The 21,233-nt window shown below is 73.3% G+C and carries 18 protein-coding genes; 8 read left to right on the top strand and 10 right to left on the bottom strand.

What is annotated here, in order from left to right; translation table 11 throughout:
• Positions 1 to 49 precede the first annotated feature (49 nt).
• On the top strand, positions 50 to 1,219 hold the full coding sequence (locus ACFYWL_RS28655; RefSeq protein ID WP_386979017.1) for an N-acetylmuramoyl-L-alanine amidase: 1,170 nt from the start codon (positions 50 to 52) through the stop codon (positions 1,217 to 1,219).
• A gap of 67 nt (positions 1,220 to 1,286) precedes the next feature.
• Here the strand turns inward: ACFYWL_RS28655 and ACFYWL_RS28650 are convergent, their stop codons facing one another.
• Positions 1,287 to 1,952: a GNAT family N-acetyltransferase gene (locus ACFYWL_RS28650; RefSeq protein ID WP_386979014.1), complete on the bottom strand. Its 666-nt coding sequence runs from the start codon at positions 1,950 to 1,952 to the stop codon at positions 1,287 to 1,289.
• A gap of 307 nt (positions 1,953 to 2,259) precedes the next feature.
• Between ACFYWL_RS28650 and ACFYWL_RS28645 the strand changes: the two genes are divergently transcribed.
• On the top strand, positions 2,260 to 3,576 hold the full coding sequence (locus tag ACFYWL_RS28645) for a PLP-dependent aminotransferase family protein (RefSeq protein ID WP_386979011.1): 1,317 nt from the start codon (positions 2,260 to 2,262) through the stop codon (positions 3,574 to 3,576).
• 7 nt (positions 3,577 to 3,583) lie between these two features.
• Positions 3,584 to 4,582 (top strand): D-alanine--D-alanine ligase, encoded by a 999-nt coding sequence (locus tag ACFYWL_RS28640; RefSeq protein ID WP_386979008.1) that lies wholly within the window; start codon positions 3,584 to 3,586, stop codon positions 4,580 to 4,582.
• Positions 4,583 to 4,614: 32 nt separating this feature from the next.
• Here the strand turns inward: ACFYWL_RS28640 and ACFYWL_RS28635 are convergent, their stop codons facing one another.
• The 9 genes from ACFYWL_RS28635 to rpmH all read right to left on the bottom strand — a co-directional run bounded on the left by ACFYWL_RS28635 (position 4,615) and on the right by rpmH (position 13,822).
• Complete coding sequence (locus ACFYWL_RS28635) at positions 4,615 to 5,523, bottom strand: hypothetical protein (protein ID WP_386979005.1); 909 nt, start codon at positions 5,521 to 5,523, stop codon at positions 4,615 to 4,617.
• Positions 5,524 to 7,588: 2,065 nt separating this feature from the next.
• Positions 7,589 to 8,617: a ParB/RepB/Spo0J family partition protein gene (locus ACFYWL_RS28630; RefSeq protein ID WP_386979002.1), complete on the bottom strand. Its 1,029-nt coding sequence runs from the start codon at positions 8,615 to 8,617 to the stop codon at positions 7,589 to 7,591.
• A gap of 27 nt (positions 8,618 to 8,644) precedes the next feature.
• Complete coding sequence (locus ACFYWL_RS28625; protein ID WP_386978999.1) at positions 8,645 to 9,982, bottom strand: AAA family ATPase; 1,338 nt, start codon at positions 9,980 to 9,982, stop codon at positions 8,645 to 8,647.
• Between the two features lie 265 nt (positions 9,983 to 10,247).
• Positions 10,248 to 11,033, bottom strand: coding sequence for a 16S rRNA (guanine(527)-N(7))-methyltransferase RsmG (gene rsmG, locus ACFYWL_RS28620; RefSeq protein WP_386978996.1), 786 nt, complete (start codon positions 11,031 to 11,033; stop codon positions 10,248 to 10,250).
• Positions 11,034 to 11,157: 124 nt separating this feature from the next.
• Positions 11,158 to 11,748 carry a protein jag gene (locus tag ACFYWL_RS28615; RefSeq protein WP_386978993.1) on the bottom strand — a complete coding sequence of 197 codons (591 nt, stop codon included), beginning with the start codon at positions 11,746 to 11,748 and terminating at the stop codon, positions 11,158 to 11,160.
• A gap of 212 nt (positions 11,749 to 11,960) precedes the next feature.
• Positions 11,961 to 12,944: a membrane protein insertase YidC gene (yidC, locus tag ACFYWL_RS28610; RefSeq protein WP_386978990.1), complete on the bottom strand. Its 984-nt coding sequence runs from the start codon at positions 12,942 to 12,944 to the stop codon at positions 11,961 to 11,963.
• A 3-nt stretch (positions 12,945 to 12,947) separates the two neighbouring features.
• On the bottom strand, positions 12,948 to 13,235 hold the full coding sequence (gene yidD / locus ACFYWL_RS28605) for a membrane protein insertion efficiency factor YidD (RefSeq protein WP_386978987.1): 288 nt from the start codon (positions 13,233 to 13,235) through the stop codon (positions 12,948 to 12,950).
• Positions 13,232 to 13,648, bottom strand: a complete 417-nt coding sequence (gene rnpA / locus ACFYWL_RS28600) for a ribonuclease P protein component (RefSeq protein WP_386978985.1) — start codon at positions 13,646 to 13,648, stop codon at positions 13,232 to 13,234. The genes yidD and rnpA overlap by 4 nt, the downstream gene beginning before the upstream one ends.
• 36 nt (positions 13,649 to 13,684) lie before the next feature.
• Entirely contained in the window at positions 13,685 to 13,822 is a 138-nt protein-coding gene (gene rpmH / locus ACFYWL_RS28595; RefSeq protein ID WP_013736606.1) for a 50S ribosomal protein L34, read from the bottom strand.
• Between the two features lie 621 nt (positions 13,823 to 14,443).
• Between rpmH and dnaA the strand changes: the two genes are divergently transcribed.
• The 5 genes from dnaA to ACFYWL_RS28570 all read left to right on the top strand — a co-directional run bounded on the left by dnaA (position 14,444) and on the right by ACFYWL_RS28570 (position 21,105).
• On the top strand, positions 14,444 to 16,351 hold the full coding sequence (dnaA, locus tag ACFYWL_RS28590; RefSeq protein ID WP_386978981.1) for a chromosomal replication initiator protein DnaA: 1,908 nt from the start codon (positions 14,444 to 14,446) through the stop codon (positions 16,349 to 16,351).
• Positions 16,352 to 17,226: 875 nt separating this feature from the next.
• Positions 17,227 to 18,360, top strand: coding sequence for a DNA polymerase III subunit beta (gene dnaN, locus ACFYWL_RS28585; protein WP_386978979.1), 1,134 nt, complete (start codon positions 17,227 to 17,229; stop codon positions 18,358 to 18,360).
• Positions 18,361 to 18,400: 40 nt separating this feature from the next.
• Positions 18,401 to 19,273: a phosphogluconate dehydrogenase (NAD(+)-dependent, decarboxylating) gene (gene gnd, locus ACFYWL_RS28580; RefSeq protein ID WP_386978976.1), complete on the top strand. Its 873-nt coding sequence runs from the start codon at positions 18,401 to 18,403 to the stop codon at positions 19,271 to 19,273.
• 16 nt (positions 19,274 to 19,289) lie between these two features.
• Entirely contained in the window at positions 19,290 to 20,423 is a 1,134-nt protein-coding gene (gene recF / locus ACFYWL_RS28575) for a DNA replication/repair protein RecF (RefSeq protein WP_386978974.1), read from the top strand.
• Positions 20,413 to 21,105: a DUF721 domain-containing protein gene (locus tag ACFYWL_RS28570; RefSeq protein WP_386978971.1), complete on the top strand. Its 693-nt coding sequence runs from the start codon at positions 20,413 to 20,415 to the stop codon at positions 21,103 to 21,105. Before recF ends, ACFYWL_RS28570 begins: the two co-directional genes overlap by 11 nt.
• Positions 21,106 to 21,233: the final 128 nt, after the last annotated feature.

The raw sequence follows: 21,233 nt of genomic DNA, 5'->3' as shown, positions 1-21,233 counted from the left end.
AGCCTCAACCCGGGAGCCGCCGGCCGGCGACCCTGCGAAGGGGGCGAGCGTGCGTCCGATCCGACCCGGTGACCGTGGACCGGCGGTGCGCGAGATCCGCGCCGTCCTGACCGGTCTCGACCTGCTCGCGGCCGGGCCCTCGGCCGGCGACGAGTTCGACGCCGACACCGAACGCGCCGTGCGGGCGTTCCAGCAGTCCCGGGGGCTCAGCGTCGACGGGCGGGTCGGCGCGGAGACCTGGCGGGCCCTGGACGCCGCCCGCTGGCGGCTCGGCGCGCGCACCCTCTACCACGCCGTGCCGGAGCCGCTGACCGGCGAGGACGTCCGTTCCCTCCAGGAACGCCTGCTGGAGATGGGGTACGACGTGGGACGCGCCGACGCCGTCTACGGCGTACGCACCTCGCGGGCGGTGGCCCAGTTCCAGCGCGAGATGGGGCTCAAGCCGGACGGCTCCTGCGGCCCGCAGACCATGGGGACGCTGCGCAGGCTCGGGCGGAAGGTGGTGGGCGGCCGGCCGCAGTGGCTGCGTGAGTCCGACGCGATCCGGCAGGCCGGCCCGGCCCTCGTCGGGCGGACCGTGGTCGTCGACCCAGGGCACGGCGGCACCGACCCCGGGGTGGTGGTGCCGGACGGCCCGCTGCGCTGGACCGAGGCCGACCTGGTGCACGACCTGGCCAGCCGGCTGGAGGGGCGGCTCGCGGCGGCCGGCGTGCGGGTGCAGCTCACCCGGGGACCGACGCCGCAGAGCTGCCTGCCGGACGCCGAGCGGGCGCAGCTGGCCAACTCCCTCGGCGCCGACGTGTTCATCTCGCTGCACACCGACGGGCACGCCAACCCGGCGGCGGAGGGGGTGGCCACCTACCACTACGGCACCGGCAACGGTGTCACCTCCGCCACGGGCGAGCGGCTGGCCGGGCTGGTGCAGCGGGAGATCGTGGCGCGCACCGGCCTGCGGGACTGCCGCACCCACGCCAAGACGTGGGAGTTGCTGCGGCTGACCCGGATGCCGGCGGTGCGGGTGGAGGTGGGCTACCTGACGTCGCCCACCGACCGGGGGCGGCTGGTCGACCCCCGGTTCCGGGACCGGCTGGTCGAGGCGATCGTCGCCGCCGTCCAGCGCATGTACTTCCCCGTCGAACGGGACGTGCCCACCGGCTCGATCGACGTCAGCGCGCTGCGCGCGGCGGTCGCGGCAGGCCGCCGGGTGGGCGCGAACTGAGCCGCCCTCCCACCGGCGCGACAGCCGGCACCGTGCGCGGGGTCGACGCCCGCCGGCGGCGGACCGGTCAGCCGCCGGTGGAGCGGGTCGCCGGGGCGGGGCGGACCGGCCGGAGCAGGGTCTCCGGGCTCATCGACCCGAGCAGCTTCTCCAGGGCGTACTCGACGTCGGACTTCCAGCTCAGCGCGGTGCGCAGCTCCAGCCGCAGCCGGGGATAGCGGGGATGCGGGCGCACCGTCTTGAAGCCCACCGACAGGAAGAAGTCGGCGGGGGCCACGCAGCCGCCCGCCGGGTCGCCCTCGTCGCCGAACTTCGCGTCCCCGAACGCCTCGATCGCCTTGATGCCGCGCTTCGTGAGGTCCCGGGCGACGCCCTGCACCAGCATCCGGCCGAGCCCGCCGCCGGCGAAGGGCGCGACCACGTGCGCAGTCATCAGCAGCGCGGCGTCGGCGGAGACCGGGGAGGTGGGGAACGCCATCGACCGGGGCACGTAGGCCGGCGGGGCGTACATGACGAACCCGGCGGGCATGCCGTCGACGTACGCGAGCTTGCCGCAGGAGCCCCACTCCAGCAGCGTCTGCGAGACCCATGCCTCCTTCTCCAGCCCCGGGTCGCCGGCGGCGCACGCCCGGTCGGCCGAAACCGGATCAAGCTCCCAGTGGACGCACTGCCGGCACGGGCGAGGCAGGTCCTCCAGGGTGTCGAGGGTCAAACTGACCAGACGTCGCGACATCGGCGCATCCCCACAATAGGCTCGGAGGCGAGAACGACGCCGCCGCCTTCGGTACCTCCGACGAGCGATCGTACGCCGCCGGGCGGCGGTACGGGAGGGGACGCGCGAAACACCCCGCAGCGCCCATCCGGGCCCGCCGTCGCGCCCGCACGCCCCGTCCGGGATGTGGACGGCCGGCAAATCGATCGGCCCGACCGAGCCGGAAGGCACTACCATCGGTGGTCTGCGTCCCGTGCCGCCATGGTCTGCGGTGTCCCGGGTACCCCCGGGGGGCGGGAGCCGCCCGACACGCGATCGAGGTGATGTCATGACCGGCACGACGCTCGACGACTACACCGACAGGTACGCCCGGCGCGTCCGGGGCATGACCGCCTCGGAGATCCGCGCGCTGTTCGCGGTGGCCAGCCGGCCCGAGGTGGTCTCCCTCGCCGGCGGCGCGCCCTACATCGCCGCCCTGCCGCTGGACGCGGTGGGCGAGATGCTCGGCCGGCTCGGCTCCGAGCACGGCGTCACCACCCTCCAGTACGGCATCGGGCAGGGCACCCTGGAGCTGCGCGAGCGCATCTGCGAGGTGATGGCCCTCTCCGGCATCGACGCGTCGTGCGGGGCCTCCCCGGAGGACGTGGTGGTGACCGTCGGCGGGCAGCAGGCGCTCGACCTGGTGGCCCGCCTGTTCCTGGACCCGGGTGACGTGGTGCTCGCCGAGGGGCCGACCTACGTCGGCGCGCTCGGGGTGTTCCAGGCCGCCCAGGCCCAGGTCGTGCACGTGCCGATGGACGACGACGGGCTGATCCCGGAGGCGCTGGAGACGGCGGTCGCGGAGCTGGCCCGGGCGGGACGTCGGGTGAAGTTCCTCTACACCATCCCGACGTACCAGAACCCGGCCGGTGTGACGCTCAGCGAGGAGCGACGCGAACGGGTCCTCGACATCTGCGAGCGCGCGGGCCTGCTGGTGATCGAGGACGACCCGTACGGGCAGCTCGGTTTCGAGGGCGACGCGCCGCGACCGCTGCGGGCCCGGCGGCGCGACGGCGTCTTCTACCTCAGCACCTTCTCCAAGACCTTCGCCCCGGGGCTGCGGGTGGGCTGGATCCTGGCCCCGCACGCGGTCCGCGACAAGCTGGTCATCGCCAGCGAGGCCAACATCCTCTGCCCCAGCGGGTTCGCCCAGGCCGCCGTCTCGACCTATCTGGGCACGATGCCGTGGCGCGAGCAGCTCAAGGTCTACCGGGAGGTCTACCGGGAGCGCCGCGACGCCCTGCTGTCCGCGCTGGAGGACCTGATGCCGGCCGGCACCACCTGGACCAGGCCCAGCGGCGGCCTCTTCGTCTGGGCGAGCCTGCCCGACGGCCTGGACGCCAAGGCGATGGTGCCGCGCTCGATCGCGGCCCGGGTCGCGTACGTGCCGGGCACCGGCTTCTACGCCGACGGCACCGGCACCGGCAACATGCGGCTGAACTTCTCCTTCCCCACGCCGGAGCGGATCCGGGAGGGGGTGCGCCGGTTGGCCGGCGTGATGGAGCAGGAGATCGCGATGCGCCGGGTCTTCGGGAGCACCGTCGGTCGTCCCGGTTCGCGGCGGGGGCAGGCCGGCGCGGACACCCCGGGACCCGACTTGGCATGATTCCGGCATGGCTGCGATCCCTGCCGAGCGAATCACCGTGACCCACCCGGCCAGCACCACCGAGCTGCACGTGCTGGTGCTCGCCGGTGGACTCTCCTACGAGCGGGACGTCTCGCTCCGGTCCGGCCGCCGGGTGCTGGACGCGCTCCGCGCCGTCGGGGTGGAGGCGGAGCTGCGGGACGCCGACGTGGCCCTGCTGCCGGCGCTGGTCGCCGACCCACCGGACGCCGTGGTGATCGCGCTGCACGGCGCGACCGGCGAGGACGGTTCGCTGCGTGGCGTGCTCGACCTGTGCGACGTCCCGTACGTCGGCTGCGACGCCCGGGCGTCCCGCGTCGCCTGGGACAAGCCGTCGGCGAAGGCGGTGCTCCGCGAGGCGGGCCTGCCCACCCCGGACTGGGTGGCCCTGCCGCACGACCGCTTCTCCGAGCTGGGGGCGGTGGCGGTGCTGGACCGCATCGTCGACCGCCTCGGGTTGCCGCTGATGGTGAAGCCGGCGCAGGGCGGTTCCGGCCTGGGCGCCGCCGTGGTCCGGGACGCCGCGGCGCTGCCGGCTGCGATGGTCGGTTGTTTCGCGTACGACTCGACGGCGCTGGTCGAGCGGTACGTCTCCGGCATGGACGTGGCGGTGTCGGTGGTCGACCTCGGGGAGGGCCCGCAGGCCCTGCCCGCCGTGGAGATCGTGCCCCGCAACGGCGTGTACGACTACGCGGCCCGGTACACCGCGGGCCGGACCACCTGGCACACGCCCGCGCGACTCGACCCGGAGGTCGCCGCCACGGTGGCCCAGGTCGCCGTGGCGGCCCACACGGCGCTGGGGCTGCGCGACCTGTCCCGGGTCGACCTGATCGTGGACGCCGACGGCCAGCCGCACGTGCTGGAGGTCAACGTCTCGCCGGGCATGACGGAGACGTCGCTGCTCCCGCTCGCCGTCCAGGCCGCCGGGCTGGACTTCGGCCGGTTGATCGGTTCCCTGGTGACCCGGGCCGCCGCCCGGCGCGGCTGACGGCTTCTCCGGCGCGGCCGACGCCGCCCCTGCTACCGGGCGGCGTTGGCCGGTCCTTCCTCCGGCTCCGGGATCTCCTCGGCGGCCTCGATCACGCCGACGCCGTCGTCCTCGCTCACGGCGTCGGGGGACGCCTGGGTGCCGATGCTCGACGGCGCCTGCCACTGGATGCGGGGCGGCTCGGCCAGCGGACGGCCACCGAACTCGGCCAGCCAGGCGGCCACCATGGCCAGGTTCTCCCGCCACTGCTGTTCGGAGATGGGCGGGAGGATGGAGTCCCACAGCGACAGGAACGTGCCCCGCAACTGGAGCCGCCCGTACGGCCTGGCCAGGAACCACAGGTGCAGGTGGGCCGAGCCGTCGCCCCACCGGTTCACGTGGACGCGGGCGACGCCGTCGAGGGAGCGGATGGCCTTCTCCAGCCGTACCGTCATCACGCCCAGCTCGGCGGCGAGGAGGTTGGGCAGGTCGCCCAGGTCCAGGTGGGAACGGGACTCCAGGATCAGCACCATCGGCAGCCCGGTGGGCCGGTCCATGGCGCGGACACGCCACCGCTCGCCGACCCAGATGTACGCGTCGTCGGGCGCGGCGCAGGCCGTGCACTCGCGGTTTCCCTCGCCCTTGCGCGGGGGTTCCACCGCGACGGGGTCGTCAAGGTGCTTGACCCGAAGGTCGCCCTCGAAGGGGAAGGAAGGCCAGGAGGTGAAGTCGGGGACTGCGGGAGGGGTGTCGTGCACGACGCTGACCCTAACCGAGCGAACGGGCCCTGTCCCTACCTGATTCGTCCAGCATCGAGGGCGGCCAAGGCCCCGGACGAGCCCCCGTTCAGCCGTCGGGCAAGAGGTGGGCACCGCCCCGTGGCGCAGCTCCGCCCGAGCGGCCCGCCACCGTTGTCCACACGTTATCCACAGGCTGCCGAGGCCGTCACCACGGCCCGTCATCCACAGGCTGACACCGTGTTTCACGCGGGGTTTCACGTGAAACGGGGTGGGGCTGTGGAAAACCGCTGTGGATAACTCTGCGCCTCTCGGCGAGGATTGTGCACAGCCTCTTGTCTCCCTCGTTCCTAACGAGCCGGCCGCCTGTGGGTCGCTGCCTGAGCGCCAGAACATGAGCCGATCCGTCGCGGCCCTCCGGGTCGGACGACGCCGGCTCCCAGTCCCCGCACGAGCCGGGCAACCGCTTGCGACGGCCCACCTCCGCCCTGCACACCGTCGAGCGCGGGGCAGTCCCCATCTGGGAGGCCGTGCCGTCCCGACGGTCGGGGGGTGGAGATGCCGCCCTGCGCCGACGGCGCAGGGAGAGCGCGCTCGCCCGCTGAGGAGCCCGTGGAGATCCGAACCGACGCACGGGGTGCGGGTGGGTGGGGGAAGCAGGCCACGACGGCGTGGGGGCCACCTGGCGGTCCGCCGTATCGCGCGACGACGGCCTCGGCCGGTAGTGGCGTCAGGTCGCGCCGCCGTATGCCAGGGGAGAGGCGTCGCGCGGTCGGGTTCGCGATGGGCCGCCCGCCCCTTTCTGGCCCGCCTCTTTCTGGCCGGCCGGGTCGGATGCGGTAGGCGTCCCTTGGGTGCCGTCGTGCGCGGGACGGCCTCTCCCGCGACGCGCACCGATCGAGCATTGGCAAGCGCGGCTGCCGGGGAGTCACGACGTTCCTACTTCTCGGCGTTCCTGGCCCCTGGGGCGCTTCCCTCGCCGGTGCTGCGGACTCCCCTGAGCCGCCTGTTCCCGTGGCCGCTTGGGTCGCTTGAGCCGCCTGCTCCGGCCGGCGGCCTGGGGTAGTGAGGGCGGCCCGGGTGGTGGGGTGACAGGTGACCCCGGCGACGCGGTGCGCGCAGCCGGCCTTCCAGGGGCTTCGGTTTCACGTGAAACGAGGCGGCGGTTCACTTCGTGCGGCCGGCACGAGGGCCCCTCGTCACCCCGAAGCGGATCAGAACCGGAGGCCGGATCCGGTGCCCATCGCCCTGGGGGTTGGCCCAACAGTTCCCGACCCTGCGCGCCGACGTCGCCGGGACGGGTTCGGCATTCCGGCATCACCGTGCCGCCGCCAACGGTGGTCTTGCAATGCAGTGCGGCGCGGCCGAAGGTTGCAACGGCTCGGGGTCACCTCCTCGGAGGCGGCCCCCGTTTCACGTGGAACCAAGGGCGGGCCCGGCCGAGGTCTAATGGGGGCCCGCGCCATCAGCCACGGGTAGTTTCCCGGCAGAGGGACCGGGCAACTACCCGGTGCCGGTGGGCGCTGTTCACCACGCTCTGTCCGCGCGCCGGCCGTCCCGTGCAGTGCGCCTCTCGTGCAATGCGCCTCTCGTGCAATGCGCCTCTCGTGCGGACTGCCTCTCCGTGCGGCGATCCGGATGGTCGGCCCTCTCGGATGTAGTCGGCCCTCTCGGGTGGGCAGCTCTCGGGCGGCAGCTCTCGGGCGGCAGCTCTCGGGCGGCGGCTCTCGGGCGGCCCGGCAATTATGCGGGCTGGCCTCGTTTCACGTGGAACCTGCCCGCAGCCCCCTTACGGCTGAGCGGCCGGGGAGCTCAGAGCCGCACACTCCTTCGGGCCGCCCGCAACCCCGCCGGACCCCTACATCCGATCGGGCTGCTCCGCACCCACCGGACCGCTCCGCATGCCCCCGGGCGCTCGGCCGGGGCGGACGGCGAATCAGCAACTCCGGCACCCTGACGCACCCCGCGCCGACGTCGACAGCCGTAGCGGTCAGCCCGAGGCCGAATCGGCGACAAGGTGCGGCCATCCCCGGAAGCGGCGGGATGGAGCCGAGCCCGCCGGCTGATCGTCGGGAGAGGTTTCACGTGGAACGTGGCAGGCGCCGCGGCACATGGGCCGGTCTTCTTCGCCGCCTCACGCATCCTGGATCGCGTCCTGCCGACCGGGCCCGGCGCGACGGCCTCCCGCCCGAGGGCGGCGTCCCTCGCGGCGACCGGGGGGCGGCCTGAAGCGACGCCGGCCGCGTCGTCCCGGGTGGGACGGCGCGGCCGGCGGGGCAGGGGTCACGGGTCAGTCCTCGGGCGTGTCCTCCTGGCCGACCCCGATGATGCCGACGATCCGCTCCAGGTCGTCGACCGTGGCGAACTCGATCGTGATCTTGCCCTTGCTCCGGCCGATGTCCACCTTCACCCTGGTGTCGAAGCGGTCGGAGAGTCGGTCCGCGAGGTCCGTGAGGGCCGGGGCGTGCGCCGTGGTCCGCCGCTTCGCGGCCGGGGCCTTCGCCGGCCCGTCCGCGAGTGCGAGCGCGACGATCTCCTCGGTCGAGCGGACGGAGATCCCCTCGGCGACGATGCGCGCGGCGAGCTGCTCCTGCGCCTGCGCCTCGTCCAGGCTCAACAGCGCGCGGGCGTGGCCGGCGGACAGCAGCCCGGCGGCAACGCGGCGCTGCACCTGGGCCGGCAGGTTCAGCAGCCGGATGGTGTTGGAGATCTGCGGACGGCTCCGGCCGATCCTGCGAGCCAGCTCCTCGTGGGTCGCGCCGAACTCCTCCAGCAGTTGCTGGTACGCGGCGGCCTCCTCCAGCGGGTTGAGGTTGGCCCGATGGATGTTCTCCAGCAGCGCGTCCCGGAGCATGGCGTCGTCGCGCGTGTCCCGGACGATAGCGGGGATGTTCTCCCGGCCGACCGCCTGCGCGGCCCGCCAGCGGCGCTCGCCCATGACCAGTTCGTACTTCTCGCCGTCCAGGGCCCGCACCACGATCGGCTGGAGGAAGCCGACCTCCTGGATGGAGGTCTTCAGCTCCTCCAGGGCCTCCTCGTCGAAGACCTGGCGGGGTTGCTTCGGGTTGGGCACGATCGCGTCGACCGGCACCTCAGCGAACCGGGCACCGGGCACCGGGCTGAGTTGCGGCTCGGCGGGCGGCATGACCGCAGGGGATTCGACGTCGACCGGGGCCACCGCCGGGGCCGGCACCGAGGCCGGCACGGGGGCATCGCCGTCGTCGGGCATCGCCGTCGTCGTCTCGACGGGCTGGACCGGACCGGTGGGGATCAGCGCCCCGAGCCCTCGACCCAGACCGCCCCGAGGACGGTTCTTCATACGATGCCTCCCAGCGACTTGTCCGCACTACGCATTCCGGCTCACCGGCTCCTTGACCCCACGCTCGGCGATTTCCTGGGCGGCCTCGAAGTAACTCGTCGCCCCCCGTGAACCGGGATCGTAGGTCATGACCGACTGGCCGTAGCTCGGTGCCTCGGAGACTCGGACGTTCCGGGGAATCACCGCTTGGAGGACCTTGTCGCCGAAGTGGTTGCGGACATCCTGCTCCACCGCGTCGGCCAGCCGGGTGCGCCGGTCGTACATGGTGAGCAGGATGGTCGAGACATCGAGCCTGGGGTTGAGGTGCTTGCGGACCAGGTTGATGTTGTTGATCAGCTGGTTCAGCCCTTCCAGCGCGTAGTACTCGCACTGAATGGGGATGAGCACCTCCTGCGCGGCCACCAACGCGTTGACGGTGAGCAGGCCGAGCGACGGCGGGCAGTCGATGAAGACGTAGTCGAAGTGGCCGGGGTAGGCGTCGATCGCCCGGGACAACCGCGACTCGCGGGCCACCACGGACACCAGCTCGATCTCGGCGCCCGCCAGGTCGATCGTGGCTGGCACGCACCACAGGTTGGGGATGCCCTCGACGCCCTGGGCCACCTCCTCCAGGGGGACGCTGTTGATCAGGCAGTCGTAGACGTCCGGCACGCCGGTGTGGTGCGGGACGTTCAGCCCGGTCGACGCGTTGCCCTGCGGGTCGAGGTCGACCACGAGAACCCGGTTGCCGTGCAGGGCGAGCGCCACCGCCAGGTTCACCGTGGTCGTGGTCTTCCCCACGCCGCCCTTCTGGTTGGCGACGCACATCACCCGGGTCCGCTCCGGACGCGGCATGGTCACCTCGCCACTCGGATTAAGGATCTGCACGGCGCGCATAGCCTCCATAGCCAACGGTGGGTCATCCTCTTCGCGCGTCGGGGTTTCACGTGAAACGTACGCGGCATCTGCCGGTTCGGTGCCATAGGCCCCGGCCGGCGGCACCGGCGTGTCGACTGGAACGGCGGCTCTCGGGGCCGCGTCGGGCACCACGTGCGGTGCGGGTTGCTGGGGCACGACAGCGGCGGGCCGGGGTGCCGCCTCGAAGTGAGCCGAAGGCCCCGGGTCGGGGCGGTCGGTCGCCGGAACGCCGGAAAGGCCGGCCCTGCCGTAGACCGTTCCGGACGCCTCCGACCGGGGGGTGGTGCCGCCCGCGCCGCCGGCAGGAACATGGCGCGAGACGGGGTCGCCGCCGATCGGGCGCACCGGCGGCCCGTAGGGGTCGCCGGGCCAGCCGGGCTCGTCGGTTTCACGTGAAACGGGGCCCGCTGCGGACCGCTCTCCGCGACCGTTCACCCGTGGATCGTCGTACCTGCCGTCGTCATGCACCTGTCATCCCTACCCGCTCCGGATGGTCGGTCCGCACCCCGTCGTCTTGGCCACGCTCGTTCGCATCACGGAGCCTACGGCCCGGCGGGAGCGGCCGGGACCCCCTCGGGGCCAGATGCCGCCCACTCCACACTATCGACGCGCGGTCAGCCTACGGCGGACGGGCGCGAGCGGTCCACGCCGGGTTTTCCCGCCGGCACGTGCCCGCACCCGGATCAACGACCCGACCTGCGGCGGGAAGCCGGCGCGAGGGGAAGAAACCGGCTCAGCGGGCCCGGCGACGCCCACCGCGCGAGCGCTTCGCCGCCGACTTGACGCGGGGCTGGTTCACCACCCGCTCGCGCACGATCTCCACCACGGTCGTCGGCGGCTCGATCACGCCGACCCCGCAGCGCCGCACGGTCGGCTCGCCTCCGCCCAGCTTTGCGACGGCCTCGGCGTGCTCCGCGATCTCGTCGGCGGCCGACGCGCCCTTCATCGCCACCAGCCGCCCGCCGCGCACGGTCAGCGGCAGGCACCAGGCGGCGAGACGGTCGAGCGGGGCGACGGCGCGAGCGGTGACGATGTCCGCGCTGAAGGGACCGACGCCGGTGGCACCCGTCGCCGCCTCCTCGGCCCGCCCCCGGAACACCCGGACCGTCTTCGCCAGCCCCAACTCCTCGACCACCTCGACGAGGAACGAGGTGCGTCGGGCCAGGGGCTCGACCAGCACGACCGTCAGGTCGGGCCGCGCGATGGCCAGCACCAGCCCGGGCAGGCCGGCCCCCGAGCCGACGTCGAGCACCGAGGCGTCCGGCGGGATCCGTTCCGCCACCGCGGCGCAGTTGAGCAGGTGCCGGTCCCAGATCCGCGGGGCCTCCCGCGGCCCGATGAGGCCGCGGACCACCCCGTCGGTGGCGAGCAGCTCCGCGTACGCGGCGGCGAGGTCGAGCCGGTCGCCGAAGAGGGTGCGGGCGGCCTCCGCCAGCTCCGGCGGCAGTGTCGCGGCGGCCGGATCCGGTGCCTCCCCGGTCGGGCGGGGCGGATCGTCCCCGGGGGCCGGTGCCGTCACGCGGGGCGTGGCCCCGACGCCGGGCACTGCGTCGGCAGGACCGGGCTGGGCAGGCGACGGCCCGGGCGGCGTACCGCCCGGGCCGGACACGGCCGCAGCCGTGGTGTCGTCGTGGGTCACCCGGTCAGTCCGCGGGCCGGACGACGATGCGCCGGTTCGGCTCGACGCCCTCGGACTCGCTCTCCACGCCGCTCATCGCGTTGACGACGTCATGGACGCACTTGCGCTCGAAGGCGGACATCGGTTCGAGACGCACCGGCTCCCCGTACTCCTTGACCTTCTCCACCGCGTTCTTGGCGACGGCGGCCAGCTCCTTGCGCCGGGTGGCGCGGTAGCCGCCGACGTCGAGCAGCAGCCGGCTCGGGGTCCCGGTCTGCCGGAACACCGCCAGCCGGGCCAGCTCCTGGAGCGCCTCAAGGGTGGCCCCGCGCTGCCCGACCAGGTTCTGCAGCCGGCCGCCGACCACCTCGACCACCGGACGCCCACCGGACACCAGCTCGTCGATGTCCCCGTCGTAGTCGAGGATGTCGAGCAGCCCCTCGACGTAGTCGGCCGCGATCTCGCTCTGCCGGAACAGCTCGCTCTCGGCCGGTGCCTTCTTCTCCCGGGGAGCGGCCCCGGTGCCGGCCTCCTCCTCGGTGTCGTCGGTGGCCTCGATCGGCGTGCTCTCCTCGTCCACTGACTGGTCAGCGTTGGGGATGCTGGTCTCGGTCACGGTCTCATCTCCGTACTCGCTCGGCCGGACCGTCGGGTCCGCTGGTTCCCCGGGGCCGGCGGGAGATCACCGGTGCCCACGGGCACGTCTGCACGGGCGGCTGTCGCCCGCGACCGCGCTGCGCGCGGTGGGTCCGGGCCCGGCGCTGCCCTACGGACGGCGGCCAGGGCCAGGGCCCGTCCGCGCCGGCGGCCGGCGCGGACGGGGAGGCGTCAGCCCTGGCGCTTGGCCGGGCGGCTCTTCTTCGGGTTGGCCGGCTTGGCGCCCGGCTTCGGGCCCGCGACCTTCGGCGCTGCCGGGGCCTGCTTGACCGGGGCCGGGGCGGCCTTGCGGCCGAACAGGCCGGCGGTCTTGGCCGGCTGGACCGGGCTGCTGGACTTGACGCCGGTGCGGCCCGGGGTGGGCGGCGGCGGGTACTTGCGCAGCACCCACTGCTGCTGGCCGAGGGTGAAGAGGTTGTTCGTGACCCAGTAGATGATCACACCGATCGGGAAGATCGCGCCGGAGACGAGCAGCGACAGCGGGATGCCGTAGAGCATCAGGCGCTGCACCATCTTCTGCTGCGGGTCCTCCGCCCAACCGGTCTTGAGGATCATCTGGCGGCTGGTGAGGTAGGTGGTGCCCATCATCACCAGGACCAGGATGCCGGCGATCACCTTCACGGTGGTGCCGTTGGCCCCGAGGCGGGCCAGCTCGTCGGCGGTCGAGCCGAACTTGCCGGCGATCGGCGCGGTGAAGAGCTTGGCGCTGGAGGCGCTGTCGAACTGCTCGACGGTCCAACCGTAGAGCGTCTTATTGATCTTGGCGGGGTCGAGGCGGCGCAGCACGTGGAACAGGCCGAGGAAGACCGGGATCTGGAGGAACATCGGAAGGCAGCCCATGAGCGGGTTGGCCTTTTCCTTCCGGTAGAGCTCCATCATCTCCTTCTGGAGCGTCTCCCGGTCACCCTTGTGCTTCTCCTGGAGCTCCTTCACCTTGGGCTGGAGCGCCTGCATGGCCCGCTGGGACTTGATCTGCTTGACGAAGACCGGGAAGAGGATCACCCGTACGGTGACCACCAGGAAGACGATGGCCAGGATCCAGGCCCAGTTCGTCCCGATCACCGCGTCGACCGGAACTCCGATGGCGTCCCAGGCCGAGTGCCAGGTCAGCAGGATCCACGAGATCGCGTAGTAGATCCAGTCCAGACTGAACAATTCTCAGGCTCCAGTCACTTCGGCACGGCGGCGACCGCCCGGCTCGGGCACCGGGTCGTGTCCACCAGGGTGAAAGGGGTGGCAGCGCAACAACCGCAGGACCGTCAGACCGGCCCCCCGAATCGCGCCGTGCCGGGCCACGGCCTCAAGGGCGTACGCACTGCACGACGGGTAGAACCGACAGCGGGCCGGCAGCGCCGGGCTTATCCAACGACGGTACGCGATGATGGGGCCGGTCAGCACCCGGGCACCCAAGCTCGTCGGCCGTGACGCCGTGGAACCGCTGCTCATCGGGGCCGCCGCCCCCGGGGGGCGCGGGCCGCGGCGATCGCCGCGTCGAGGTCGACGCCGAGCCGGGAGTAGGACGCCTCGGCCGAAGCCGGGAGGGCCCGTACGACCAGGGTGGTGCCCTCGGGCAGGGCCGCGAGCCGCTCGCGGACCAGGTGCCGCAGCCGACGCCGGACCGCGTTGCGGACGACGGCCGGGCCGACGGCCTTGGACACGACGAAGCCGGCGCGGGTCGGTGCGGAGCTGTCCTCCGCACCGGTGGTCCGCGCCGGCTTCGGCGAGGCTTCCGTCGGTGTCCCCGGTGTGCTCGGCGAGGTCAGGTGGACGACGAGCACGCCACGGCCAGCCCGGCGGCCAGCCCGGACCGCTGCGGCGAAGTCACTGCTGCGCCGCAGTCGTTGCGCGGCCGCCAGCACGACTGCCCACGTCCCCCGGACCGGCCCCGGTCGGCCTCAGGCCGACAGGCGGGCGCGGCCCTTGGCGCGACGGGTCGAGATGATGGCGCGGCCGGCCCGGGTGCGCATGCGCAGCCGGAAGCCGTGGGTCTTCGCGCGCCGGCGGTTGTTCGGCTGGTAGGTGCGCTTGCTCACGTCAGGCTCTCCGTTTTCGTACGCCCCGGGCGCGGGACCGGCGGGGTCGTGTGGTGGTCCAGGCCACCTCGGCGGTGGCCCCCGATCGGTGCTGCCCGGCGGCGCGGCACCTCGACGATGCGGGGGAAGCGACCGCGGACAGCAAGCACACACCACCCTAGCAGAGGGCGGCAGAGCAGCCGCTCCAGCCTACGCAGAGGGGCAATGAGCGTCAAACACCCCGGCACGGCCCCCGCAGGGCCCCTGACCACGACCGAAGCGCTGCTTTTCACTGATGTCGCCAAGGGTGCCACCGCGTCGACGGTTGATGGCCCCCGCCCCGCGCTGTTAGCGTGCGCGTTTGCGGTCGGCGTCGTCGCCCCGTTCCCGTCGTCGGGCGAGACGGTCGTCGTCGAGCAGGACCGGACTCGGGCAAGACCCGACCAGGCAGTGAATCGTTCGGCACGGTGAAACCCGCTTCAGCGCCCGTCCAGACAGGGGGCAGGTCCCACCCGCCTCCGGCGGGGGGCCACAATCGGTCAGTACACACAGGCTGTGGATAACTTGTGGATGACGGCCGGTGCGCCGTCCGGCTGGACCACAGCGGCGGTCGGGAGCAGAAGCGAGGGGGGTGGCACGACGGTGGCCGGTACGACCGACCTAGCCGCGGTGTGGACGGCGACCACGGACGAGCTCGCCGACGAGATCATCTCCGCGCAGCAGCGCGCGTACCTGCGGCTCACCCGGCTCCGCGCGATCGTCGAGGACACCGCCCTGCTCTCCGTGCCGGACGCCTTCACCCGCGACGTGATCGAGTCCCGGCTACGACCGGCCATCACGGAGGCGCTGACCCGGCGGCTGGGCCGCCCGATCCAGGTGGCGGTGACCGTCCGGGTCGCCGAGGACCCCTCGGGTCGCCCCGCCGGGACGGTCTACCGCAGCACCCCGGACACCGGCCCAGGCGAACAGCCCACCCTCGACGGGTCCGTCGGCTTCGACACCCCGCCGACGTTCGACCCCCGCGGATACGACGAGCCCGGCGCGGGCCGGCACGAGCCCGCGCTGAGTTTTCCCGCCCCGGTCCACCCGGGCCACGACGAGCCGGGCGTCGACCACGCGCGGCCACCCCACCCGGGCCAGGACGGCGCCGGCGGGCACCCCGAGCACGGGGCGGCGGAGCCGGGGCAGGCGGGCTCGGCATCCCGGCCGGCCCCGGCCGACGACGGGCACCGCTTGGGGCTCGTCCCGGCCGCCCGCGACGCCCAGGAGCCCCTGTTCGGCGACGCCTTCGCCGAACCGCTGCTGCCCGGCGCCGACCGGCGCGGCTTCGAGGAACGGCCCCGGATCGACGTCGGCGGCGCAGCCCGGCCCTACGAGGCCCGATACCCGGCGGGCGGGGTGCCGGCCCCCCAGCGGCTGCCGCGCGACGGCGGCACCGACAGCGGGCCGGGCCGCAGTGGCATGGATCACCGTCCCGGCGGGCGGGACGACCGGCGGCTCCCCGGCGCGGCCGAGACCGGAGGAAACCGGCTCAACCCCAAGTACATGTTCGAGACGTTCGTCATCGGCTCGTCCAACCGGTTCGCGCACGCCGCGTCCGTCGCGGTCGCCGAGTCGCCGGCGAAGGCGTACAACCCGCTGTTCATCTACGGCAGCTCCGGGCTGGGCAAGACGCACCTGCTGCACGCCATCGGCCACTACGCCACGACGCTGGGCAACGCCCGCTCGGTCCGGTACGTCTCGACCGAGGAGTTCACCAACGACTTCATCAACTCGGTGCGCGACGACAAGACGAGCGCGTTCCAGCGCCGCTACCGCGACGTCGACATCCTGCTGATCGACGACATCCAGTTCCTGGAGAACCGCGAGCGGACCCAGGAGGAGTTCTTCCACACCTTCAACACGCTGCACAACGCCAACAAGCAGATCGTCGTCACCTCCGACCGGTCGCCGAAGCAGCTCGCGACGCTGGAGGACCGGCTGCGCACCCGGTTCGAGTGGGGGCTGCTGGCCGACATCCAGCCGCCCGACCTGGAGACCCGGATCGCGATCCTGCAGAAGAAGGCGGCCCAGGAGCGGCTCTACGCGCCGCCGGACGTGCTGGAGTTCATCGCGTCCCGGGTGTCGAACTCGATCCGGGAGCTGGAGGGGGCGCTGATCCGGGTCACCGCGTTCGCCAGCCTCACCCGGTCGACCGTCGAGCTGTCGCTGGCCGAGGAGGTGCTGCGGGACTTCATCCCCGACGGCGCCGGCCCGGAGATCACCGCCGACCAGATCATGGTCTCCACCGCCGACTACTTCGGGGTCAGCCTGGAGGACCTGCGCGGGCACTCCCGGTCCCGGGTGCTGGTCAACGCGCGCCAGGTCGCCATGTACCTGTGCCGGGAGCTGACCGACCTGTCGCTGCCCCGGATCGGGCAGGCGTTCGGCGGCCGGGACCACACGACCGTCATGCACGCCGACCGGAAGATCCGCCAGCAGATGGCGGAGCGCCGCTCGCTCTACAACCAGATCGCCGAGCTGACCAACCGGATCAAGCAGACCACCTGAGGCGTACGCCCACCACGCCCGCAGCGGCGACCGACGCCCGGCCGACCACGGCCGGGCGTTCTCGCTTCCCGGGGGCCGCGTCGGCCTCGTTGCCGGCCGCCCCGAGCCGCCGTGACGCCGGTCACTTCATGACCCCCGATCCGTCGTCCACAGGCGTGCCGGGACGCCTCGCGTTGACCCTCGACCCGGTGCAGGCCCCAGGATCGGGGCATGCCCGTCCACCGTTTCCACACGCTGTCCACAACCGGTTGTCCACCGACGGTGGATAACTACGTACCGTCGGACCCCGGTTACCCACAGGCTGTGGACAAACCCTGGGGACGGACCTGTGGACGCCTGTGGACGCCTGTGGACGATGCCGCCCGTCGCCCACAGGCAGGAGGACGGCTGTGGGCTTCCTGTTGAAGGTTCTGGGGACAACGACGTGAAGACCGTTGCGGCCCGTCCACAGGGCTGGGGAGAAAGTCGGTGGATAACCGGTGGATAACCGGTGGACGGCGGTGGACAACCCGGTGGATCGGGACGCCTGTGGACGACCAGCCCGGTTTTACCCCGGGTTCTCCACAGGCTAACCACCGGTGGATAACGTGCTTGACCTGCGCAGACGCTGGTTTTCCACAGTTTGCACAGGTGCTACGAAGACGACGAGTTTGTTCTTCTAAGAGAACAAAAACCAATCATCACCGTTGGACTTCCTGTGGATGGGGCCGGAACGGCCGGAGGCAGTCGCTCCGGCACCGGCCCGATCCACGGGGCCGGGCGCACAGCCGATGCCCACGCGCCCTAAGGTGCGATGGGAACCCGCACGGTCGGGCGGGACGGTAGGCAGCGGTCGGCATGAGAGAGTTGTCGCTGACGTCGACGCGGAGGCATTGATGAAGTTCCGAGTGGAGCGCGACGCGCTCGCCGAGGCCGTGGCGTGGACCGCGAAGAGCCTGCCCAACCGGCCGTCCGTGCCCGTGCTGGCCGGCGTGATGCTCCGGGTGACCGACGGCAACCTGCAGGTCTCCGGCTTCGACTACGAGGTCTCCAGCCAGGTGACCGTCGAGGTGCAGGGCGACGCGGACGGCGCCGCCCTGGTGTCCGGCCGGCTGCTCGCCGAGATCACCAAGGCGCTCCCCGCGAAGCCGGTGGACATCGCCGCGGTCGGCGCGCACCTTGAGCTGGTCTGCGGCAGCGCCCGGTTCACCCTGCCCACCATGCCGGTGGAGGACTACCCCGCCCTGCCCGAGATGCCGGAGAGCACCGGCACGGTCGACGCCGCCGCGTTCGCCGCCGCCGTCGCCCAGGTCGCCGTGGCCGCCGGCCGGGACGAGACGCTGCCGATGATGACCGGCGTCCGCATCGAGCTCTCCGGTGGCAACCTGGCCATGCTCGCCACCGACCGCTACCGGCTCGCCCTGCGCGAGATGGAGTGGCACCCGGACGACCCCGAGGTGAGCCTCAACGCCCTGGTGCCGGCGCGCACCCTGCACGACACCGCCAAGGCACTCGGCCCGCTCGGCGGGCACGTGACGATGGCCCTGTCTCAGGGGGCGGCCGGCGAGGGCATGATCGGCTTCTCCGGGGGCACCCGGCGCACCACCAGCCGGCTGCTCGACGGCGCCAACTACCCGCCGGTGCGCTCGCTCTTCCCCGCCAGCCACAACGCCGAGGCCCGCCTCGCCGTGAGCACCCTCATCGAGGTCGTCAAGCGGGTGGCCCTGGTCGCCGAGCGCACCACCCCCGTGCTGCTCAGCTTCAGCTCCGACGGCCTCGTCGTGGAGGCGGGCGGCACCGAGGAGGCGCGGGCCAGCGAGGCCATGGAGGCCACCTTCACGGGCGACCCGCTGACCATCGGCTTCAACCCGCAATACCTCATCGACGGGCTGGCCAACCTGGGCGCCCAGTTCGCGCAGTTGGCATTCGTCGACGCCTTCAAGCCGGCGGTGATTTCCCCCGCAGGAGAGGATGGCGAGGTCATCCCCGGGTACCGGTACCTCATCATGCCGATCCGCGTCTCCCGCTGATCGCGCACACCCGACCCGGACGCAGCGGAGGTAGGAACACATGCAGCTCGGCCTCGTAGGACTCGGCCGCATGGGCGGCAACATGCGCGAGCGGCTGCGTGCCGCCGGTCACGAGGTGGTCGGCTACGACCGCAACGCCGACCGCAGCGACGTCACGAGCCTGGCCGAGCTGGCCGAGAAGCTCGACGGCCCCCGGGCCGTCTGGGTGATGGTCCCCGCCGGCGTCACCGACACCACCATCGACGCCGTCGCCGAACACCTCGGCGACGGCGACATCGTCATCGACGGCGGCAACTCCCGGTTCAGCGACGACGCACCCCGGGCCGAGCGGCTGGCCACGCGCGGCATCGGCTACCTCGACGTCGGCGTCTCCGGCGGCGTCTGGGGCAGGGAGAACGGGTACGCCCTGATGGTCGGCGGCGCGCAGGAGCACGTCGACCGGCTGATGCCGATCTTCGAGGCGCTCAAGCCAGCCGGCGAGCACGGCTTCGTGCACGCTGGCCCCGTCGGCGCCGGCCACTACGCCAAGATGGTGCACAACGGCATCGAGTACGGCCTCATGCACGCCTACGCCGAGGGCTACGAGCTGCTGACCAAGTCCGAGCTGGTCACCAACGTGCCGGGCGTGTTCAAGTCCTGGCGCGAGGGCACCGTCGTCCAGTCCTGGCTGCTCGACCTGCTCGACCGGGCCCTCGACGAGGACCCGGACCTGTCCGACCTGAGCGGCTACACGGAGGACACCGGCGAGGGCCGCTGGACGGTCGACGAGGCCATCCGCCTGGCCGTGCCGCTGAACGTCATCGCCGCCTCGCTGTTCGCCCGGTTCACCTCCCGGCAGGAGGACTCCCCCGCCATGAAGGCGGTCGCCGCCCTGCGCCAGCAGTTCGGCGGCCACGCCGTCCACAAGCGCTGAGCGGCGTCCACCGCCCGTGTACGTCCGCCGGCTCGAACTGGTCGACTTCCGCTCCTACGAGCGGGTCGCCGTCGACCTCGAACCCGGCCCCAACGTCCTGGTCGGCGCCAACGGCACCGGCAAGACCAACCTCGTCGAGGCGCTCGGCTACGTGGCGACCCTGGGCTCACACCGGGTCGCCACGGACGCCCCGCTGGTCCGGCTGGGCGCCACCTCGGCCGTGATCCGCTGCGCCGTGGCGCACGACGGCAGGGAACTGCTGGTCGAGCTGGAGATCGTCCCCGGCAAGGCCAACCGGGCCCGGCTGGGTCGCTCACCGGCCCGGCGGGCCCGCGACGTCCTCGGCGCGCTGCGGCTGGTGCTGTTCGCCCCGGAGGACCTGGAACTCGTCCGCGGCGATCCGGCGGAACGCCGCCGCTACCTCGACGACCTGCTGGTCAGCCGCCAACCCCGGTACGCCGGGGTGCGCGCCGACTACGAACGGGTCGTCAAGCAGCGCAACGCCCTGCTGCGCACCGCGTACCTGGCCCGCAAGACGGGCGGGTCGCGCGGCGGTGACCTGTCCACCCTCGCCGTCTGGGACACCCACCTCGCCCGGCACGGGGCCGAGCTGCTCGCCGGCCGGCTGGAACTCGTCGCCGCACTCGGCCCGCACGTCACCAAGGCGTACGACGCGGTCGCCGCCGGCAAGGGCGCGGCGGGCATCGCGTACCGGCCGTCGGTGGAGCTGGCCGACCCGGCGGCCGACCGGGCGGCGCTGGCCGAGACGCTGCTCGCGGCGCTGGCCGGGTCCCGGTCCGCCGAGGTGGAGCGCGGCACCACGCTCGTCGGCCCGCACCGCGACGACCTGGCCCTCACCCTCGGCCCGCTGCCCGCCAAGGGGTACGCCAGCCACGGCGAGTCCTGGTCGTTCGCGCTGGCCCTGCGGCTGGCCGGGTACGACCTGCTCCGCTCCGACGGCATCGAGCCCGTGCTGGTGCTCGACGACGTCTTCGCCGAGCTCGACGCGGGCCGCCGCGAACGGCTGGCGGGGCTGGTCGGCGGGGCGAGCCAACTGCTGGTGACCTGCGCCGTGGACGACGACGTGCCGGCCGGCCTGCACGGCGTCCGCTACTCGGTCGGCGAGGGGGAGGTGCGCCGTGCCGGATGAGCAGGAGCTGCCGCCGGCCCGGCTCGGGCCCCGTACCCCCGCCGTCGGGCCGGGCGGCCGGGACGCCGCAGCCCGGGGCGGCGGCGCGCGGCGCGGGGCCGGGCGGGCGGCCGACGGGGCCGGGGGGCCCGACGGACCGGCCGCCGAGGGCGGTGGCGACGCGCCCGCCGGGGCGGCGGGGCCGGAGCTGGCCCGGGCGGTGCTGGACGCCGCGCGGGCCCGACGGGAGGCGGCGGCCAAGACCCGCCGGCGCAGCGTCGTCTCCGGCGACGGCAACGGCGAGGGCGGCCGGCGGCTTCGCGGCTACTCCGGGCCCGGCCCGGACCCCCGCGACCCGCAGCCGCTGGGCGTCGTGCTGGGCCGGCTGATGAAGGCGCGCGGCTGGGAACAGCCGGCCGCCGAGGCGACCGTGTTCGGCGCGTGGGAGCGGGTCGTCGGCCCCGAGGTGGCCCAGAACAGCCGCCCGGTCAAGCTGGAGGACGGCGAGCTGACTGTCGAGGCCCGGTCCACCGCGTGGGCGACCCAGTTGCGGCTGCTCGCCGCCTCCCTGCTCCGGCAGATCGCCAGCGAGGTGGGCCACAACGTGGTGCGCAAGCTGCACATCCACGGGCCGGCCGCGCCGTCCTGGTCCCGGGGGCCGCGCCGGGTCCGGGGCAGGGGCCCCCGCGACACGTACGGCTGACGCCCCGGCCCGGGCCGCGCGGCCCGGGCGATGTCGGGGCCCAGGGGGGGAACCCAGCCCCCGGCACACCCCCCGTCCCGGCGGCGCGGGGGCGCGGGGGGGGCCAGCGGCCCCCCGGGGCAGGCCGG

It is taken from the genome of Micromonospora sp. NPDC002575, from assembly GCF_042889525.1.
GTDB lineage: Bacteria > Actinomycetota > Actinomycetes > Mycobacteriales > Micromonosporaceae > Micromonospora > Micromonospora carbonacea.
Note: the sequence above shows the minus strand (reverse complement) of the source record. Positions and strands in the feature narration are given on the sequence as shown.

Coding starts and splice junctions, on each gene's coding strand:
- ACFYWL_RS28640 (WP_386979008.1), top strand. CDS start 3,584: ATGGCTGCGATCCCTGCCGAGCGAATCACCGTGACCCACCCGGCCAGC.
- dnaN (WP_386978979.1), top strand. CDS start 17,227: ATGAAGTTCCGAGTGGAGCGCGACGCGCTCGCCGAGGCCGTGGCGTGG.
- yidD (WP_386978987.1), bottom strand. CDS start 13,235: ATGAGCAGCGGTTCCACGGCGTCACGGCCGACGAGCTTGGGTGCCCGG.
- gnd (WP_386978976.1), top strand. CDS start 18,401: ATGCAGCTCGGCCTCGTAGGACTCGGCCGCATGGGCGGCAACATGCGC.
- ACFYWL_RS28645 (WP_386979011.1), top strand. CDS start 2,260: ATGACCGGCACGACGCTCGACGACTACACCGACAGGTACGCCCGGCGC.
- ACFYWL_RS28630 (WP_386979002.1), bottom strand. CDS start 8,617: ATGAAGAACCGTCCTCGGGGCGGTCTGGGTCGAGGGCTCGGGGCGCTG.
- ACFYWL_RS28650 (WP_386979014.1), bottom strand. CDS start 1,952: ATGTCGCGACGTCTGGTCAGTTTGACCCTCGACACCCTGGAGGACCTG.
- ACFYWL_RS28635 (WP_386979005.1), bottom strand. CDS start 5,523: ATGACGGGCCGTGGTGACGGCCTCGGCAGCCTGTGGATAACGTGTGGA.